This is a genomic window from Rhizobium sp. BR 362 (assembly GCF_036528765.1).
Taxonomy (GTDB): Bacteria; Pseudomonadota; Alphaproteobacteria; order Rhizobiales; family Rhizobiaceae; genus Rhizobium.
The window spans coordinates 1-19,140 of record NZ_JARWGH010000024.1 but is presented as its reverse complement, the minus strand read 5'-3'; the positions used below and the strand labels follow the sequence as shown (position 1 = coordinate 19,140).

The window sequence follows — 19,140 nt, the reverse complement described above, 5'->3', positions numbered from 1 at the left end:
GCACAGGGTCCCCGTGCTTTTCACAGCCTACCAGACAAGGTCCGGAACGATATTGCGGGCACCCTTGTCCTCAACATAGTCCGAGGGTCGCTTCTGCCGCTTGCCCAATTCAGGTTTGTCGAACTTTACCCTTTCATAGGGGATCGACTTCAGAATGTGCGAGATGCAATTGATGCGCGCCCGCTTCTTGTCATCGGAAGGAACGATCCACCACGGCGCGTACTGAGTATCCGTCATCCTGATCATCTCATCGTAGGCGCGCGTATAGTCCCACCAGCGGCGATAAGATTCCAGATCCATCGGACTTAGCTTCCACTGTCGTACCGGATCGTCGATGCGACGCCTGAAGCGGCGCTCCTGCTCCTCTTCACTCACGGTCAGGAAATATTTCAGCAGAATTATGCCGCTTTCGACGATGGCGGCCTCAAAACGCGGCGCGAGTTCAAGGAAGCGCCGAGCCTTCTTTTCCGTGGTGAAGCCCATGACGCGATCAACGCCGGGGCGGTTGTACCAACTGCGGTCGAAGATCACGATCTCGCCTGCTGCCGGCAAATGAGCGATATAGCGCTGCATATAGATCTGCGACTTTTCGCGGTCATTGGGTGCAGGCAGGGCAACGACGCGAAACACCCGCGGACTGACGCGTTCCGTAATGCGCTTGATCATGCCTCCCTTGCCGGCCGCGTCGCGTCCCTCGAAAATGATCACGATACGGGCGCCGGAACTTTTGATCCAGGCTTGCAGGTGCGAAAGTTCGACCTGCAGCTTTCCGATTTCCTTTTCGTAATCCTTGGTCCGCTTTTTCTTTTTTGCGGTGCCATCGGCTTCCCCGTCGCGATTGGGATCATACATCTTGTTCATGACTTCCCTCCCTGAATTGCACTGCCTGTGGCGTCTCGCCGTGCACTGCCTCGCGCCCCGCCTCCTGCAAGCGGAATGACCGGACTGCATCCTCTTTGTCGTCAAAGAAACTCGTCGTACCGATGCGGTCGACGACGCCTGCTCGTTCCAGCAGCGCCTTGGCTTCGGCGTTCAACTCGGCCACGCAGAAGGTAATACCTTGCTCCTGCAAAGCCGCCTGAACCGCATCCAGCGCGGCGGCGCCGGTGCTGTCGAGATGGACGATCGCGCTGGCATCGAGCACGAAGCGGCGAGTGTCCAAGGCGAGGTTCCTGGCGATGTCGCGTAGCCGTACACGAACGTAATCCGCATTGTAGAACAATACGCTGCCCTGGATCAGGCATATCGCGACGCCCGGGATCTCCCTGGCATCGGGAAACCGGCGCATATCGTAAAAGCCATCCCGGCCCGGAATGCGTCCGAGAAGCGCGTCGCGGGGAAACATCGTCTTGCGCAGGAGATAGATCAGCGTCGCAACGATGGCGACCACCACGCCATTTAAAACTCCGAAGCTGATGGCGCCCCACATGGCGATCAGCGCGAAGACGAACTCCATCCTGCTGATGTGCCATATCTTTTTCAGCTCGTGAACGTCGATCAGACCAATCGCAGCAGTCGCGAGGATCGCCGCTAGAGCAGGAATAGGCAGGATGCGCAAGGCACCGTTTAGGAAGACCAGGGCTGCAATGAGCGTTGCCGCAGACACCAGGCCGGAGGCCTGCGAGCGGCCGCCCACGGAAAAATTGATAGCCGTTCTGGAGTCCGAAACGCTGATCGGGAATGCACCAAACAGCCCGGGAGCGATGTTTGCGGCACCTAGCCCGATCAATTCCTGATTGGCATCAACCTCTTCGCCGGCCCGCGCTCCGAAACTCCGGGCCGCGACGATGCCTGCGCCGAAGCTGACGAGGAAAACAGCCGCCGATCCCAAGGCGATCTTGTCGAGCGGCAATTGCGAGATCGGCGGCAAGCTGATCGACGGAAGCCCGCGAGGAATGTCGCCGATCACGGCAATTCCCCTGGCCTGAAAATCAAAGATGGCGGATAGGAGAAAGGATATTACAACGACGAGCACGGGCCCCGGTATGCGGGAATGCGCCGCCTTTGCGATCCACAGCAGACAAAACATTGCCAGCCCGAACAGCAACGAGGGCCAATGGATGGATGCGCTCTTGCGAAGTATCTCGGCGATCGGCGCCAGCAGACCGTCCGATTCAATACGGACGCCTGTGAACCGGCTGATCTGGCCCACCAGGATGGAAAGCGACACGCCGGCAAAGAAACCGACGAGGATCGGTCGCGAGAGAAAGCTCGCCAAAATGCCCAGCCGCAGCAGCCGTGCGGCAAAGCAAAAACATCCAACGCCCAAAGCAAGGGCTGCGGCAATTGCCACTCGATCGACCGGAGCTCCGGCCGGCATGGCGGCGACCACCGCACCCATGGCTGCGGCAAGCACAGTCATCGTCGCGGCATCCGGTCCGACCACCAATAGCCGCGACGGCCCGAAGAGCGCATAGGCAATAGGGGCGAGAATGCTGGCATAGATTCCGGTTTCGGGCGGAAGTCCGGCAATGGCGGGATAGGCGATGGCGCTCGGCAATCCGACCGCAGCAATGGATAGGCCGGCAGGGATGTCGGTGCGCAGCCAATCGGTTTTGAAGCCGCCCAAGCCTCGCAATATGGGCAGATGAAAACTGACGGCCATCCTAAAGCTCCCGTCCATAACGGACGGCAATCGAAAAAGCTGGGCCCGCCTGACCGGCGTCCAAACGCTTGATCGATGCTCGACGAAGACATAGCTCAGCCAACGATCCGTCCTCTTGATGATAGACAAGGGAGATTTTAACGCGGCCGCCGCCGCAGCGCGTGTAGCATCGCGTAACATCGCCATGCCGCATCAGAGCCCACATGAAACGCACTGGTCCCATGCGATTGAAAAGTAACCGTTCCTGAAGGAACGAACCAGCATCACTGGTGGGCAAGGCACATACGTGCCTTTCCGGCTGCTGATTGGGCATCAATTCAAGCTGTGCAAGGGTTTGACAGCGAGTTATTCAACGCTTTGCGAGCTCGAGCCAAAGCGATCCTCGCGCACGAAGAAGGCGTGATCGAAAAATGTCATTGATCGCCTTTGCGCGACGAACTTACGTCCTAGGGAAGAGATATGGCACCGTCCGCCACCGCTTCGCGCTTCGGTACGGGATAAAAGTGGCAGTCGCTGTCGCCAAGGCAAGTTTCCATCGGCGTGAGGGGCACCACCGCAAATCCGCCGGCGTCTCCACCGATATCGTTCGTCTCTCGGCTGGGCGGCGGCGAGATGATCTGTGCGAGACAGGGCTTTCGGCGCCTGAGCGCCGCGGAATTGCAATACCCGTCCGCCCCGTGGCGTAACTTCTTGTATCATACATAACTAATGCAACCGTCTGCAATATTATGCTTGCGATTGGCCGCGGCGCTGATGAACGCAGCGGTGAGCGTAATCTAAGCATCTACATATAGTTGGGCGTTTCAAAGTGCCTGCGCTGCGGGAAGTGCGCCTCGTCTTCGGTACGGTCTTGAGCCGCCGATCGAGACGAAACTTCAGAGCGAAAAACAGCGAAGCGCAGCAGCCGGCAAGGCCACCGGAAGCGGATCCTTCATGATCTGCCAGGAAACAGGCCCGCCATTATCGTCGACAAAGAGATCGGGAAACGGATATCTGACCGATCGCTACGGGGGAGAGATCGCCATGGAGATGAAACTTCGAGAGCTCATCTTCGGCTTGTCAGCAGTTTCGTTTCTCGCGATCCAGCCGCAGCTTCCCGCCTATTCACAAACCTCGGCGAACAGTCCCCCACCGGCACAAGCGAACGAAGAAGCGCCCGCGCAACTTTCCGACGACGAGCTCGAAGTACTCGTCGCCCGCATCGCGCTCTATCCTGACGACCTTGTCGCAGCCATCTCGGCAGCATCGCTCTTTCCGTTGCAGATCGTCGAGGCAAGCCGCTTCCTGGAGGCGAAAAAAAAGAATGCGGACCTCAAGCCTAAAAGCGACTGGGACGGCAGCGTCATTTCGCTGTTGAACTATCCGGAAGTCGTCAAGATGATGAGCGATGACCTGGAATGGACGCAGGCTTTCGGAAATGCCCTGACGAACCAGCAAAAGGATGTTCTTGTCGCCATCCAGCAGTTGCGCGACGAGGCCGTCGCGAAAGGCATTATCAAGAGCGACGACAAAATCACCATCGTCAACGAAAACGACAATGTCATTATCCAGCCGACAAATCCCGAGAAGATCTACATCCCCCAGTATGCGCCGGAAATGCTCTATCAACCTGGTTACGCATCCGAGCCCGTCTCCTATTATTCGGATTCCTATCCCAACTACTACTATCCGGGCGCGCCCTTTTTCGCGGCCGCCGTCACGGGCCTTGCATGGGCTGCGGCCGTCAACTGGAACAATTGGGGCGTATGGGGCGGCAATTGGCGCGGCGACGTCGATGTCGACTGCAACAACTGCTTCAACAACCGGAACTTCAACGGGAAGGTCAAATGGAATGATGTCGATTGGAAGAATGTCGATCGCAGTAAGCTGAGCATCGGCAAGGACCAGCTTGCGAAAATGGACAGGTCCGCCATCAGAAACAATCTCCAGTCCGACAGCGGCAATAACTTGCGTAACCGAGCCGAGAGCATCAATCGGGAGCGAGGCGGCCCAGCGTCCGAGCGCGTCAATCGTGCTGCTGACGTCCGCAAGGACACGATGCAAGGTTTGAAACAAAGACCGGCAGCCAGGCCGACCGAAGGTGCCAAGCGGCCAGCAAATGTCGCCAGGGGCGAACCCAGATCGTCAAAGGCCGCGTCAGGCGCAAACCGCAATACGAGGCCAGCCGCGTCTCGGCCGACTCAGCAGAAGCTAGCCTCGAGACCCGACAACAGAGGTCGCCAACCTTCGGCGCTTGGCAACGTCTCGTCTGGCCGTCGGGAGATGATGGCATCCCAGCGTGGCCGTCAGAGCATGGGAGGCGCACACCGGCCGCCTCCCTCAATGCACCGTGGCGGTGGACGCCCGATGCCGCATGGCGGCGGTAGGGGTGGCGGCAGAGGTGGCGGCGGCAGAGGCCGGAGATAGGCGCAATATTTTTCGGGAGGCAGGCGATGAGAACGATGCCCAAAATGCAGTTGCCCACATTGATATTTGCGGCTTCGGTTGCTGTCTTATCAAACTGGCACGTCAGCGAGGCACAGGACCGGCAAAGGCTTGCGGGTTTTGCCTCACACAGCAAGTCGCCTGAGTTCGATCAGCCGCCGGATGCCGTCGATCGCTTCAAAACGGCGCTGTCCTCAAACGATGTCGACGGTCTGGCGCAGTTGTTGGGACTTGATGGGGCCAAGCTGAAGGCGAGCGAGGAAGCCATGACCGCGCTCGGTCTCATCAAGGAAGGTGCGGCCAATCAGGTCGCCCTGCAGGATAATCAGGATCGCAAGATCGTCTTGATCGGAGACAGGCTTTGGCCGCTGCCGTTTCCCTTGGTGAAACGGGAGGACGGCAAATGGGCATTTGATACGAAAGCGGGCCTGGAAGAAATTCTCAACCGGCGCATCGGCGAAAATGAGTTGCAGACCATCCAGACGATGCATGACTATGTGCAGGCGCAGCGCGTTTACGCCAGCGAAGACAGAGACGGCGACGGCGTCTACGAGTACGCTCAGGTACTGATTAGCGACGAGGGGCAAAAGAACGGACTCTACTGGATGGCCGAGACCGATGAGGACGAAAGCCCCGCCAGCAGTCTCATCGAAAATGCGGCATTCGGACGGGCGCTGAAGGGTGAAGGCTATTTTGGTTACCGGTATCGTATCCTGACGAGCCAGGGCCCGAACGTCTTCGGGGGCCAGCATAGTTACATCGTCAACGGCAACATGACCGACGGCTTTGCGCTCATCGCTTGGCCGGTGAAGTATCGAGAAACGGGGGTGCAGACGTTCATGATCAGCGACCAGAGTGTGATCTACGAACGGGACCTCGGCGAGAATACGGCGGAGATTGCGCGGTCCATCAAAGAGTTCAATCCAGACCACAACTGGACGACTGTCGGCGAATAGAGACAGATACCTCATCGGGAAGCACCGTCCTCTTGGAGCCGAAGAGGCGAGACGGTGCCTGCGCATTGAGGATCGCCATCGCAAGGGTCCGATTGGAATATCGGCTATCCCCGGTGATCTCCATTCCAACCCAACGCGGCAGCGCTGGCCGATCCGTCTCACTGGACATCTCGATCTCGGCAATCGTCAGGCCGGAATTCGCGCCGTGGAAAACATCGATTTCCCAGACAAATTTGCCGGCGGGCACTCTATAGCGAGACTTCTCAATAACCATACCGGATGTGCGTTGAAGCAGTTCTTCCGCCTCCGAAAGTGGAATGGCATACTCGAACTCATCGCGGACAATCCCGTGTCGCCTGAATTTGATGGCTAGGAAAGCCGCTTGCCCGTCTACCAAGCGCACGCGGACCGACTTGCCGGCATCGCACATAAGATAGCCTTGGCGCAATTCGCTTGCCGCCGTCGCTCTGCTTCGCCACTTGTCGTTTCGGACCAGAAACCTCCGCTCGATCTCTCTTGTCCTCATGATTTGCCCCCGTGCCCTCATCGATGTCCGCATCGGTGACCCTGGCGGCAAATTCAGCCGCGCTTGCCGTATGCAAAACGCACTGAGAAGCCGCCCTTTCGACCGCCGAGTCCATCGAACTGCCGATTTCAGTGTGATCAGACGACCGGCGCTTCCCAATTCAGGAAGAAGCCGATATCGCCGGGCATGCCCCCGGGGAAGTTGATGACCGCAGCGGTAAGGCCGTAGCCTTGCGGACGGGCGACTTCATTGAAGAGCTCGTACAGTTCCTTGGCTTTTCCTTGGAGGGTTGAAGGCCAATCGGAGCGATGGCTGTTGATGGCGCGACCGCCGTCCGTGCAGAAGTCGGAAGGGAAACTGTAGATCAACGCTTCGACCTTGCCATCGGCAACGGATTTCATCACCACGCGGCGAATGATGTCCCGCTCCTTGTCGCTGATATGTTTTTCGAAAAATTCCAGGACAAACTCCGCATGTTTTTCGGCCTCGCGCGCTCTAATCTTCTCGTCGCGTTGCATCTCCACGAGTTGCAGTTCAAGCGCACGCTTACGCAGTTCTTCCGCACTGATCATCGAAGGACGGGGTTCCGATTTTTCCTCTTCAGTCATGACATTACCCTCCACCGTTTTGAAGGATCATAGAACAGGCAAGCGAGGCCTCGTAGTAAGATACGGTGGATTGCTGGTAACTTACTGTAGGATACCAAGGTCGCTGAAATGCTGGCTGCGGATTGGGGTCGGCGCTTGTTAGTGATTATCGCGGAAGGCAATCGGCGACAAAAACAACGGTTTTGGCATCGCATCGTTTCTCAATATCCGACCATTAGCTTTTTGGCATGGTCGTCTCGACCACCTTATCGATCGAGAAGCGCGCGGTCTTGGCGCGGGAAATGCCCCTAACTGCTCACCCAAGGCATCTCAATCGCCCCGAGCGACATAACGATCCCGAGAGCCACTAGCGTAATGCCCAAAGCGCCTTCGAAGCGGCGGCCACGCGGCAGCAGCTTCTCGACGAAGATGGCCAGCGTCAGAAGTAGCATCCAGGCGACGCTCATGACGCCGGCCGCAACCAGCACGGCAAATAGCGCCCAGCAGCACCCAAAGCAGTAGACGCCGTGGCGCAGCCCCATCTCAAGGGCGCCAACCCGGCCGTCGCGCCAGTGCTGCGCAATGAAAGCGAGCGGTGAACGGCAATGGCTCAGGCAAATGTGCTTGAGGCTCGTGAACTGGTAGAGCCCGGCTACACCAAGCGTAGCACCGAGCGCGAGCGGCGCCCATTTCGACCGCTGAGGCGGATCGAGGCTCGCCGCAAACTCGCTGCCGAACTGGACCAGGGCATACACGAGGAGGCCTGCCGCCGCCCATACGAGCATGTAGCCCGCGACGAAGATCCACGTCGGGATGGCCACATGCTGTTCGCGTCTCGCCTGTGCCGTCGCGAACATAAATATCATGGGCGCTGCGGCAGGCAGCATCATAGCCGCCATCATCACAGTCCACACAGCGACAAAGATGGCGGCGCCGGCAACTGACCAGCCGTCGGCGGCGATTCCGCCCATAGCCATGCCGGCCATCCCTTCCATATCCTGCATCCCACCGCGCACGGTGATGCCCATAGGCATGTCCATGCTAAGGGTCTGATAGAGGCTGAGCGCCCATGCCGCCGCTGTCAGCACAGCGAGCGATGCAAGGAGACCCAGCGGCATGCCCCGGAGATTCCGAGTGAAACGCCACCATTTCTTGGGGAACGCGTCAGCCAACGCCATGCCACCTTAGTTCGGGCCGGTCCAGTCGAACGGAATGTGCTTGCTCGAGCGGGCCGTGCCCGTCCAGTCGAGCCCGAAGCCCTTGGTGCTCACTTCTACGGAGCGCCCCCAGGTGGCAACCTGGCCCGGGCCAACCTCCGAGCCCGGTGCGTTGATCGTTTGCACCCGCTTGCCGGGGGGGGTGGTTGGGCCAGAAAGCGCTTCTGCGCGCCCGAGAACGCGGCCGGGGATTTCGACTCGCCAGGTGGCGAGGTCGCCCGCTACCTCAAAACTGATCGGCACGAACTCCATGCCCCGTATCTCGCCGATATTGGCTGCAAAGCCCGCCGGCCAGCCGCCGGCCTGGCCGCCGAAGATCGCCTGCAGGGCTTCACGCTGCCGCTCGTTCGCCTTCTCGTCGATGTACATGCCCATCACGGCGTTTGCCTCGCCAGCCCAGAGATTGCCTTCGAACTCGCCGACTGCCACGAGCGTCAGGCCGTCTAGCTTCACGGCGCCATATTGACCCTCGCGCACATGCCAGGCGAGCACGCCTTGGCAGTGATTACCTGTTGGCCGTTGTGCGAACTCGCAAGGGCAGGGGATGTCGCAGCTACAGATGTCGAACCAGTCGCCTGCGAGTCGCCATTGAGGCACTGCATTCATGGCCGTCCCTCCCCGAAATTCAGAACCAGACTATACGTCGGTGCCGGGTCACAATCCAGCAGTTCGTTGGTCCTTCGCTGATAGACTGGCCGCCTGGCCAGACGTCACCGTTTGCGCCCAGCAACTGCTCTCAACAGAACCCAGCCGCCAAATGCTAGCCCCGCCTGTCGGACAGAGCCGCTGCGCCTCGATCATTCGTCGCGGAGCGTTCTGTCGTCTCGGAGAAGAAGAAGCGCGGGCAAATTGAGCCATAAGACCCGGGGTCCGGTGCCAGTGTGCCCTCGGTCGTGGTAAGATGCTCAGCTCCCTGTATCGAAAGGGTGGGCAGAGAAATGGAGAGGCGTCTCGCCGCGATACTTTCCGCTGACGTGGTAGGCTATAGTCGTCTCATGGGAGTGGATGAGGGTGGCACGCTTGAGCGGTTGAAGGCCTGCCGTCGGGAGGTGGTCGATTCCGCCATCGCGGAGCACCATGGCCGCATCATCAAGCTCATGGGTGACGGCGCACTGGTCGAGTTTGCCAGTGTTGTGGACGCGGTTCAATGCGCGGCCGTAGTCCAGAGAAGGATGTCCAGCAGAGACCAGGGGGTTTCCGAGGATCAGCGCATTCGGTTTCGCATCGGGATCAATCTCGGCGACATTATTGTCGAAGGCGATGATATCTATGGCGACGGCGTCAACATAGCCGCCCGTCTGCAGGGAATTGCCGAACCTGGCGGAATTTTCATATCCGGGACGGCATTCGACCAGGTCGCGCATAAGGTCGATGTCGGCTTCTCGGCGCTCGGCGAGCATCGGCTGAAAAACATCGCGGACCCGGTTCGCGTCTATCGCGTTCTGCTCGACCCAACCCACACTGGCAAACTCGTCTTTGCCCCTCGGGCAAGGTCGCGAGGTATGGCGCTGTTAGCGCTCGTGGCGCTATTGATCGCTACGACTGCCGCTCTCGTCGCATGGCAATGGCCTCATAGACAACGCGCATCGATCGCGGTGCTACCCTTCGCCAACTTGAGTGACCAAGCCCAGGATTATTTCGCCGATGGCATTACCGACAACCTGATTACCGATCTCACCAGGCTGTCGAAACTTGATGTCATTTCCCAGAATTCCGTCTTTGCCTACAAGAACAAGCCCCACGTGCTGGCAGACATACGCCGTGATCTCGGCGTGCGCTTTGTCGTGGAGGGCAGCGTGCAGCGAATAGGCGACCTGATGCGCGTCAACGCGCAACTGATCGATGCTGAGAGCGGCGATCATCTGTGGGCCAATCGGTTTGACCGCAGCGGGACGGACGTGTTTGCCGTGCAGGATTTGATGAGCCGCCAGATCGCCAGTGCGCTCGGTCTGAAACTGACCCCATCCGAGGCAGAGCGAATTGCCCGGCCGCCGACCGCCAATCTCGAGGCCTATGATTATTATCTGCGTGCCGAGCAGGCGGCCCGTACGGGGCGTCGTTCTCTGATGCTGGAGGCATTGGCGCTGTTTGACAGGGCCGAGGCACTGGACAGCGGCTTTGCCGAAGCGTTCGCCTCCGATGCGCACGCGACCGCCTATGTCTGGCGAAGCGCATATGACGACGTCCTCCAGAGCGCCCTGGCGCGAAAAAGAGCCTACGACAAGGCAAGTCGTGCCCTTGCCCTCGATCCCGAATTGCCGTCGCCTTATGCGGTCCTCGCCATCATGCAGGTCGTGGACCGACGTTACGAGCAGGCGATCGCCTCGGCGCAGAAGGCCGTCTCACTCGGCCCCGCCGATGCCGAAGCCCATATGGCGGCCGCATATGTTCAATTGATCTCGGGCAATCACGCCGACGCCGCTGCGGCTGTCGAGAAGGCACTCAGGTTCGATCCCAATCCCTCCGCTGTCGACCGATACACGGCTGGCATGATTTTTTATCTGCAGCGCGACTACGAGAGGGCGATCGACAGTTTCAAACGTGCGGGCTACGGCTCTCAAGGCAACGGCGAGTTCGTTACCCCTCTTGCCATGGCCTATGTCCGTGTCGGTCGCATCGATGAGGCTCGAGCGACTGTCGCCGAAGCCGAACGTCTTCTCGGTGGGCGCGAAAGCATCGCGGCCTGGCGGCTCGGTAATGCCCATTTCAGGGAAGAGGATTTGGCATTTATCTTGGATGCGCTGCGCGAGGCCGGGCTGCCGGAATGGCCGTTTGGCTTCCAGGGCGACGAGCAATATCGGTTGAAGGGTCCCGAGATCGCGGCCACCGTCATGGGTAAACTTCTGCGGGGAAAGACCGAGCCGACCGAAAGCCCTGCGCTCATGCAAGTCCAACCGGACGGCAAGGCCGCATTCCGCTCCGCATCCCAGATGATGACCGAGAAGGTTTCTGTCAAAGGGGACCTGCTTTGCGAGCAAAGTGAAAACGCATTTGGCCGACCCGATTGCGGCCCGGTCTATAGACACGCAAATCCGGCCGACGAAACCAGCTATGCTTACGTGAATTCGACCAAGGTCTTCTATTTTTCGCCTGCCCAATAGAGCCTTTTCAGTGATCAGTGATACTGATCCAGTTTGAGATCGGCCGCGACTTTCGGCCATTTGGCATCGGCCTTCATCACGGTGTCTGCCGGATGGGCTGCGAACCCCTCCGCATACGCCTGGTCATACATCAGGTAAAGCTTGCCTTCTATAATCTTGAAGGCTTCTGGATCGATGTTGACCGTGACGGACCCGCTGCTTACCTCGCCCGCGCAATAGCCGCCGTATTGAGGCGCGTATTTAAGCGGTTCGCTCATAAACATCTCGCGATGTTTGGCATTGGCGAAATGCCACGGCGTCCCCATCCATTCATAGGAGATTTTTTCCGAACCTTTCGTCGCTTTGCCTTCGGTAAAGTAGGCAACCGTGTCGTATCCCATGATTGCGACACCGCCGAAGTACCCCGTGTTTACCGAATCGTCGGCCATGGCTGGTGATCCACTGACAGCGCCTGCGACAGCCAGACCGATCATTGCCAAAGAGCGACCAATGCATTGTGCCCCGTTTCCAAAGTGCATCTCCGCCTCCTGTTTATTCATCGATTTCCATGCACTTAGCGTAATCCGCCTCGCCGAGGACATTGGCCGGAGGACATGCCACGCCATGTCGCTTGAACAGACGGACGATATCGACATTGCCTTTCCACATGGCCCTCGTGATCGGCGCGTAGCCGTGAACCTCGGCGTGGGTGACGTCAGCCCCCTTAGCAAGCAAAAACTCCGCGAGGAGGACATGGTTCTCTTCGCCCGCAACCATGAGCGGCGTAACACCCGCTTTGTTGGACGCATCGTCGAGAATTGCTCCGTGGTCCAAGAGCAGCTTGCTGATGGGTATGCTGCCCGAAAATGCCGCAGCATGAAGGGGTGTAAAGCCGCCTGAATTCCGTGCCATTACATCGGCATTTCTGCGGATCAACAACTCGGCTACGGCAAGCTGATTTTCAAGCGCGGCGTTGATGAGTGGTGTCGCCTGGTCGCGAGTGCGGCTGTTGACACCGGCGCCCGAAGCCAGCAATTGCTCCACGGCAACGGTATTTCCCGCTGAAACGGCATCGAACAAGGGATCGCCAGCGGCCGTCACTGTCGCTGAAAAAAACAACGCTACCGATGCAAGAAACCGGCGCATAGCTTCCCCCTAATATTTTCCGCGAGAATAGCACGCCGCCGGCATTTACGCCACCTAGTGCCGACGTCGGCTGCAGCGACGAGCGCGCTGGCGACGTTTCTGGGGCGATGGAAGGAGCAAATTTCCGACTCTTTCAAGGCCAGCAGAAACATGTCGAAAGCTTCTTCGGCGACATGTCACGCATCTATAGCCGGCGTGTTTCTTTGTCTGGATGTTGTGGGGAGCTTCCAAATCGCGCGTATCGATGAGAGCAGACCGATCGATCGTAAATGGCAGCAGGTCGTCCATCAGAACTCCTCCCACTCCTTTGCAGCGGCCGCCGTTGCAGCGCCACGGCCGCCGAAGGCGCCGGCGAGCTTCCGGCCAAGCGCACGGGCGGGCGAGGCCACGGGCGCGCTGTTATGGCTTGCGGCCCGAGGCGCGGAGACGGTGCCGTCGAGCTTGAAGCGGGCGATAAGGTCGCGAAGTCTTGCCGCCTCCTGTGCCAGGCTTGATGCGGCCGCCGTCGATTCCTCTACCATGGCCGCGTTCTGCTGCGTGCTCTGATCCATCGAATTGACCGCCGCGTTGATCTCAGCGAGCCCGGTCGATTGCTCCTTTGCAGAAGCGGCAATCGAGCTCATGTGGCTGTTGATCTGGCCGATAAACCCGCCGATAATATTCAACGCCTCGCCGGTGCTGTGCACCAGCTTGACGCCGCTTTCCACTTCCGTCGATGAATTGTGGATCAGGCTCTTGATCTCTCTTGCGGCCTGAGCCGAACGTTGGGCGAGTTCACGCACCTCTTGCGCAACGACCGCGAAGCCCTTGCCCGCATCACCTGCGCGTGCCGCTTCCACGCCGGCGTTGAGTGCCAGAAGATTGGTCTGGAAGGTAATCTCGTCGATGACGCCGATGATGTTGGAGATCTGCTGCGAGCTTTCTTCGATCCGCCGCATTGCCTCTTCGGCCTTGGAAACGACCTCCGCCGAAATTCGGGCGCTCGAATTGGCTTGGGAGGCAACCGCGCGAGCCTCATCCGTCAGCTTCGTCGAGGAGCCGACATTTACGGTGATCTCTTCGAGAGCCGCAGCCGTTTCTTCCAGCGAGGACGCCTGCTGCTCCGTGCGCTTGGCGAGGTCCTGGGCACCGGAGGCGATTTCGCGGGTGCCGTTGTCGATGGTGGCGATACTATCGGCGATCGCCGAGAGGGCCGTGCCAAGCTGACGGACGGACTGGTTGAAGTCGTTGCGCAAGGGCTCGAAGTTTTCTGCAAATGCCTCGTTCAACTGAAATGCCAGATCGCCGGCGGCCAGATGTTTGAGACCGACACCAAGGCGCTCGGAGGCAAAGCGCAACTCTTCGCCCTCTTTTTCGGTGCGCTTCTGCACCGCCGCCCGTTCGGCATCCTGCTGCTGGCGGGTCGAATGGTCTTCGCGCTCGAGGCGTTGGTAAGTGCTGCTTGCCGGAATACGTCGACTGCGGCTGCCATCGCACCGATCTCATCGCGACGGTGGCGAAAGCAACGCGGACTTCGACATGGCGTAAAAAGCACGTCTACCTGCAAGCTCGCTCACTGTTCAGGCACGAGACGGTGCCAGCCGTACGGAACTTGAGGGAGTTGCCCGTCAAACCATGTCGGGATGGGACATACTGGTGGCGGAATGAGCTGGTGCGGTCCAATGCCTGTCTCAGCGACGCGCCCGATGAGGTTGATGCTGGCGACAGATCGGCGATAATACCGGATTGTCGGAGATGGGGTTTTGACCAGGACTTACCCGGAACAACTCTCCCGCATCACGGTTGAACTCCTGCGCTTCCGAACTTGGCAATAGCATGGAGACGATCGATGTATTTCATGGCACTGGCATCCGACTACGACGGAACGATCGCAGAACACGGAGCGGTCGACGAACCGACGATTGCGGCCCTGAAAAAATGCAAGGACAGCGGCCGGAAGCTCATCCTCGTAACAGGTCGAGAATTGCCCGACCTGAAGCGCGTTTTCCCGCACGTCGACCTTTTCGACCGGATCGTCGCGGAAAACGGAGCCTTGCTGTATAATCCGAAAACGGAGGAGGAGCGGGCGATAGCGCCGGCCCCGCCTGCCGAGTTCATTGAACGGCTGAAGGAGCGGGGAGTGGCCGATATTTCGGTCGGCCGGTCCATCGTCGCCACTTGGGAGCCTCACCAGGTGACTGCGCTCGAGGTCATCAATGAGATGGGTCTCGAGCTGGAAATCATCTTCAACAAAGGCGCAGTGATGATTCTGCCAAGCGGCATCAACAAGGCGGCCGGTCTGAAGGTCGCCTTGGAGGAGTTGGCGCTTTCACCCCTGAATGTGGTCGGCGTCGGCGACGCCGAGAACGATCACGCGCTGCTAAGGATGTGCGGTTGCGGCGCAGCCGTTGCTAATGCTCTCGATGCGTTGAAGGACACGGCCGATGTGGTCCTGAAAGGAGATCGCGGCCGCGGCGTCGCCGAACTCGTCGATGCCATGCTCGAACAGGATTATCGCCTTGCTCCGAGCCTGCGCCACGCGCTGCCGCTCGGGAAGGACGGTGAGGAGACGGTATCCGCCTTTCCGGATGACGTGGTTCTCATTGCCGGAAGCTCAGGCATCGGCAAGTCCACGCTCGCAACCGCGCTAACCGAACGAATGGCGGAGCAGGGTTGGCAATTTTGTATCTTCGATCCGGAAGGTGACTACGAAGGCCTGGAGGGGGCGGTGACTGTTGGCGACACCTCCACACCGCCAGTGATGGACCATGTGCTGGAGCTGTTGGACAATCCGCTCACCAATGTCGTGGTGGATACGCTCGCCTTCGAGCTGCGGGAAAGACCGGGCTTCTTTGCGGAACTGATGCCGCAGCTCGCCACGTTGCGCTCCAAAGCGGGTCGTCCGCACTGGCTGATCATCGATGAGGCGCACCATTTGATGCCAGAGAGCCGCAATAGCGCCTCGCTCGCCCTGACAGACGATTTTTCCGGTGTCGTCTTGATCACCGTCCATCCCGATGCCGTGTCTCAAGATGTTCTGCGGACCGTCACTATGGTTGTTGCTCTCGGACCGAAAGCGGGCGAGGTGATCAACAGCTTTTGCGCGTGCATATCCGAGAAGGCTCCTGCGTTACCGGCCGCAGCCGATGACCATCAGGTGCTGTTCTGGAATCGCGCCGATGACACCGGGGTGCGGGCGCTTACGGTGGAGAAACCACGCCAGGCGCACAAGCGACATACGCGGAAATACGTCGAAGGGCGGTTGGATGAAACTCGAAGCTTTTACTTCAGGGGACCCAAGGGTGAATTGAACCTGCGGGCCCAAAATCTCATGGTGTTCCTGCAAATGGCGGAAGGAGTTGACGAGCGTACTTGGGAGCATCACCGGCGCACAGGCGATTATTCGAAGTGGTTTCGAGATAGGATTGGTGATCGGGATCTTGCCGATGAGACCGCCAGGATTGAGGCCGATAGAGCTCTTTCAGCCGATGAAAGCCGTCGCCGCGTCGCTAAGGCGGTCCGCCGCCGCTATACCGCGCCCGCATCCGAAAAAGATTGATCAACAGCTCCACGAGAATGCCGGACATCCGCAGTCACAGCCGTCGGTCGCGGCCTTATCCTAAAGCTGTAAAGCAGCCTTCTCGGAATCTCGCTCTGCAAAGTCGGGCTCCGGAAGGTCTTCGATCACGGGATCTCCTCATTCTGCCGATGAGCTTGACGTCTGGTTCGATCGATAAAGGAGGGGCGATCGTAGCCGCCATCGCGGGTTCCGACATCGCGAACGAGTGCAGCGTTGGCAGGAAGTCCATTTTGTAGCGTTGACGGGATTGCAGTGACTGAAAGCTATGGGAGTCACGATGGATTAGTCTTGCGGAAGCGGCCGGGGCGGTCCGTAGTCCCCGCAGTTAAACGCATCTGGAGCAGCTTCCTGCGGGCGAACCTCGCCAACTTCCGCGGTCCCTGCCGAACCAATGAGCGGGACAGCGTGTAAGATTTTCGTCTTCTTGGGCCGCTTCAGTCCGTCTGCGATCTGCTGCCATCCGACGTGACCGGCACGCCCTGCGCCGGCCAGCAAAAGATCGGCAGCGATCATCGGATGCTTGCGAACCAACCGGGTGACCATTTTTACCAATCCCGCTATGGCCGCCTTGTCAAGGCCGCCGCGCGCGTAGCGCTCCACTGCATAGCGCTCGAGAAAGTGTGCGTCACTCTGTCGGTCCGGCGAGGGCGCGGCTTTTAGTGCACCGCGCCCCGAGAAGGGGGGACCTTCGCATCCTTGCGGAACTTCTTTGGAAGTGCGTCGCTTGCCGAATTTGTCACTACTTCCATTGCAGCGTCCGTCGCGCGCGACAGTGCGGTGGACACCAGGCTAATGGCCCGCTTCCCCTTTCCTGCCGCCGTGCCAGCCGCATCGGCAATTTGACCGCGATCTTCAATCAGCACGGTAGCGGCAGCCCCGGCTCCCGCTGTCAGTGCGTTCGCGAGGATGCTTCGGCCGACGTCGCTTGCCAGCAAGGCCTTGATGATTGCTGATTTTCGCAGACCTTTGGGAACTCTATACCCCGCTATTTTCTTTGGAATTCTGTTCTTTGCCATGTTCAGCTCCTCTCTCGCCTACCAACTTCATCAGCCGCGATTGGTTCCATAGAACGCGGAGGCTCCCTAGGATATTCCCGTTAATGCTGGCAGACCTACGGAGCTGCAGAGCTGTTGCATGTGGGGTGGATTGCCGCCACGCCCAATGCAACACGTTGGTTCGGCAGCAATCCAGGTCGTCTGAAGATGAAACTGTTTCTGCCGAGACAAAGGCGAAGAAGCCGCCGCTCGTGGTCGTTCGGCACGGTTGCCGCATGCATCAACACCGAAAGGCGGGCCATCAGCTTGGCAGCTTTGGCGCGTAACAGCCTTGTTGAGAGCATCGTGCTCTCCACTTCTGAGTTATTTTGTCGACAGCATCGAATGACATGTCGAGCCAAATTTAATGATCTCAACATCGAACGCTGGGCCTTCGTGCGAGCGGTGATATAGTTAATTTTGGTCGTCCACCTAGACGATACGACAAAGGAATTATTCCATGGGAGACCAAAAACGCCCGCTGCAACCAGGAGAAACCGCCCCCGCCTTCGCACTAGCGGCGGCCAACTTTGACGGAACAGTCTCTTTCGCCGACTTGAGCGGTCGCCCGTTCGTGATCGGGTTCTTTCGCGGGCTGCACTGCCCCTTCTGCCGGCGTCAGTTAGAACAGCTTGCCGGCGTACAGCCGACCCTGCGCGCCGCCGGGGTGGAGACGGTCGCGGTTATCAACACGCCGGTGGAACGTGCCCGTTTGTATTTCCGCCATCGGCCGACGCCAGTGACGCTTCTCTGTGACCCGGACTGCCGCACGCATCAGGCCTACGGCGTGCCGCACGCCGAGTTCCTGCCCGATGGAAGCTGCGAGCAGCCCGACTGGCCCTATAGCGCAACCATGGCGCAGTTCCAGGCGGCACGTATCAACCCGACGGGCGAGCTTCCGAAACCGCTGCACCCGATGGAAGCCAACACCGTGCTCAACGCCAAGGACCATTTCGAGCTTGATGACGCCGATAATGCGATCTTTGCGAACCATGCTACCCAGCTCGTCGGGCACTTCCTGGTCAATGCAAACGGCACCATCGGCTGGGCACAAATCGAAGCGCTCGACGGACCGAACAGCCTCTCCATCTTCCCGACCGCGGCCGAGATCATCGCCGCCGCTGGCAGCCTTGGACGCTGATTTGCAGCGAACCGTCCGGCAGCGTTGTTGCGCGATGTCGATTGATGGCGACGACACGCCTTAGATCGGGTGCGGGCCGGTCATGGCGCAATCCGGACGATCGCAGAATCGCTTTGCCATGGACGTTTTCTCTCTATTGGACGTTCCCGAAGACCAAATTCCCCGGCCTTTGCCGGCAGGAACATTCCGGGCCAAGCGCCAAGGCGCTCCTGCCCCGCCAATGCTGGCGCTTTAAAGGGCAAGCCGCAACTGCGGCTCGGTTCCAGAGGCGCGCCGCTCCAGCGAAGATAAGGTGACGCCGAGCAGTCGTATGCCTTTTGCAGCCGGAAAGATCGGCGTCAGCAGCAGGCCAACCAGCTCTTCGAGATCGGTGATTGCGGGCAGAGGTTCCGGAACTGTCTTGCTGCGGGTGATCTGGTTGAAATCGGCATATTTGACCTTGAGCGTCACCGTCTTGGCGCCGATTGCATTGGCCTCGCAGTAGGCCCACACCTTTTCGATCAGCGGCTGCAACCCTTGGCGGGCCGGCTCGTATGCATAAAGGTCCTCAGAGAACGTATCCTCCGCGCCGACGGATTTGCGCACGCGGTTCGGCTTGACCTGGCGCTCGTCAATGCCGCGGGCAACGCCGTAGAAATAGACCGTATGTTCGCGGGGTGAAGGTGGCCCGCCCCCGCAGTAAGCTGAAGTCGGGGGTTGCTCTGGATAGGCCGGAGCCGAGCCCCACGCTTAAGCGAGGACGAACCATGAAAGAAGATAGCGTAATTTTCATCGGCTTGGATACGTCGAAGTTGAAGATTTCAGTGGCCATTGCCGATGGAGAGCGCAACGGCGAGGTGCGGTTTTTCGGCGACATCTCCTCGGA

General features: G+C 59.3%; 14 protein-coding genes and 4 pseudogenes. 6 read left to right on the top strand and 12 right to left on the bottom strand.

Annotated features, from left to right (window positions below; translation table 11 throughout):
* Positions 1-27: 27 nt before the first annotated feature.
* Positions 28-861 carry a polyphosphate kinase 2 gene (gene ppk2 / locus QDY28_RS22700; protein ID WP_331383875.1) on the bottom strand — a complete coding sequence of 278 codons (834 nt, stop codon included), beginning with the start codon at positions 859-861 and terminating at the stop codon, positions 28-30.
* On the bottom strand, positions 845-2,605 hold the full coding sequence (locus tag QDY28_RS22695; RefSeq protein WP_331383874.1) for a SulP family inorganic anion transporter: 1,761 nt from the start codon (positions 2,603-2,605) through the stop codon (positions 845-847). The genes ppk2 and QDY28_RS22695 overlap by 17 nt, the downstream gene beginning before the upstream one ends.
* Positions 2,606-3,628: 1,023 nt before the next feature.
* Between QDY28_RS22695 and QDY28_RS22690 the strand changes: the two genes are divergently transcribed.
* Together QDY28_RS22690 and QDY28_RS22685 are read left to right on the top strand one after the other, a co-directional pair.
* Positions 3,629-5,011, top strand: coding sequence for a DUF3300 domain-containing protein (locus QDY28_RS22690; protein ID WP_331383873.1), 1,383 nt, complete (start codon positions 3,629-3,631; stop codon positions 5,009-5,011).
* A 26-nt stretch (positions 5,012-5,037) separates the two neighbouring features.
* Complete coding sequence (locus QDY28_RS22685) at positions 5,038-5,985, top strand: DUF2950 domain-containing protein (RefSeq protein ID WP_331383872.1); 948 nt, start codon at positions 5,038-5,040, stop codon at positions 5,983-5,985.
* Positions 5,986-6,064: 79 nt separating this feature from the next.
* Here QDY28_RS22685 and QDY28_RS22680 read toward each other — a convergent pair.
* The 4 genes and pseudogenes from QDY28_RS22680 to QDY28_RS22665 form a co-directional block, all read right to left on the bottom strand.
* A pseudogene (locus QDY28_RS22680) lies at positions 6,065-6,511 on the bottom strand (CYTH domain-containing protein); the annotation flags it as partial.
* A gap of 137 nt (positions 6,512-6,648) precedes the next feature.
* On the bottom strand, positions 6,649-7,119 hold the full coding sequence (locus QDY28_RS22675) for a hypothetical protein (RefSeq protein ID WP_331383871.1): 471 nt from the start codon (positions 7,117-7,119) through the stop codon (positions 6,649-6,651).
* Between the two features lie 287 nt (positions 7,120-7,406).
* Positions 7,407-8,216 (bottom strand): DUF2182 domain-containing protein, encoded by an 810-nt coding sequence (locus QDY28_RS22670; RefSeq protein ID WP_331383870.1) that lies wholly within the window; start codon positions 8,214-8,216, stop codon positions 7,407-7,409.
* Positions 8,217-8,282: 66 nt separating this feature from the next.
* Entirely contained in the window at positions 8,283-8,921 is a 639-nt protein-coding gene (locus QDY28_RS22665; RefSeq protein WP_331383869.1) for a DUF1326 domain-containing protein, read from the bottom strand.
* A 332-nt stretch (positions 8,922-9,253) separates the two neighbouring features.
* On the opposite strand from QDY28_RS22665, the gene QDY28_RS22660 reads away from it, so the two are divergent.
* Positions 9,254-11,416 (top strand): adenylate/guanylate cyclase domain-containing protein, encoded by a 2,163-nt coding sequence (locus QDY28_RS22660; protein ID WP_331383868.1) that lies wholly within the window; start codon positions 9,254-9,256, stop codon positions 11,414-11,416.
* A 14-nt stretch (positions 11,417-11,430) separates the two neighbouring features.
* Here QDY28_RS22660 and QDY28_RS22655 read toward each other — a convergent pair whose 3' ends face one another.
* The 3 genes and pseudogenes from QDY28_RS22655 to QDY28_RS22645 all read right to left on the bottom strand — a co-directional run.
* A complete protein-coding gene (locus tag QDY28_RS22655; RefSeq protein ID WP_331383867.1) occupies positions 11,431-11,955 on the bottom strand; it encodes a YHS domain-containing (seleno)protein in 525 nt (174 codons plus the stop codon).
* Entirely contained in the window at positions 11,948-12,541 is a 594-nt protein-coding gene (locus tag QDY28_RS22650) for an ankyrin repeat domain-containing protein (protein ID WP_331383866.1), read from the bottom strand. The genes QDY28_RS22655 and QDY28_RS22650 overlap by 8 nt, the downstream gene beginning before the upstream one ends.
* A 287-nt stretch (positions 12,542-12,828) precedes the next feature.
* Positions 12,829-14,042 (bottom strand): annotated as a pseudogene (locus tag QDY28_RS22645) (methyl-accepting chemotaxis protein); the annotation flags it as partial.
* Positions 14,043-14,369: 327 nt separating this feature from the next.
* On the opposite strand from QDY28_RS22645, the gene QDY28_RS22640 reads away from it, so the two are divergent.
* A complete protein-coding gene (locus QDY28_RS22640; RefSeq protein ID WP_331383865.1) occupies positions 14,370-16,079 on the top strand; it encodes an HAD-IIB family hydrolase in 1,710 nt (569 codons plus the stop codon).
* 303 nt (positions 16,080-16,382) lie between these two features.
* Here the strand turns inward: QDY28_RS22640 and QDY28_RS22635 are convergent, their stop codons facing one another.
* Entirely contained in the window at positions 16,383-16,700 is a 318-nt protein-coding gene (locus tag QDY28_RS22635) for a hypothetical protein (RefSeq protein WP_331383864.1), read from the bottom strand.
* A 56-nt stretch (positions 16,701-16,756) separates the two neighbouring features.
* Positions 16,757-17,116 carry a hypothetical protein gene (locus QDY28_RS22630; RefSeq protein ID WP_331383863.1) on the bottom strand — a complete coding sequence of 120 codons (360 nt, stop codon included), beginning with the start codon at positions 17,114-17,116 and terminating at the stop codon, positions 16,757-16,759.
* A 478-nt stretch (positions 17,117-17,594) separates the two neighbouring features.
* Here QDY28_RS22630 and QDY28_RS22625 point away from each other — a divergent pair, with 478 nt between their 5' ends.
* Positions 17,595-18,275 carry a redoxin domain-containing protein gene (locus tag QDY28_RS22625; RefSeq protein ID WP_331383862.1) on the top strand — a complete coding sequence of 227 codons (681 nt, stop codon included), beginning with the start codon at positions 17,595-17,597 and terminating at the stop codon, positions 18,273-18,275.
* 231 nt (positions 18,276-18,506) lie between these two features.
* Here the strand turns inward: QDY28_RS22625 and QDY28_RS22620 are convergent.
* Positions 18,507-18,914: pseudogene (locus QDY28_RS22620) on the bottom strand (DinB/UmuC family translesion DNA polymerase); the annotation flags it as partial.
* A 107-nt stretch (positions 18,915-19,021) separates the two neighbouring features.
* Here QDY28_RS22620 and QDY28_RS22615 point away from each other — a divergent pair.
* Positions 19,022-19,140: pseudogene (locus QDY28_RS22615) on the top strand (IS110 family transposase); the annotation flags it as partial.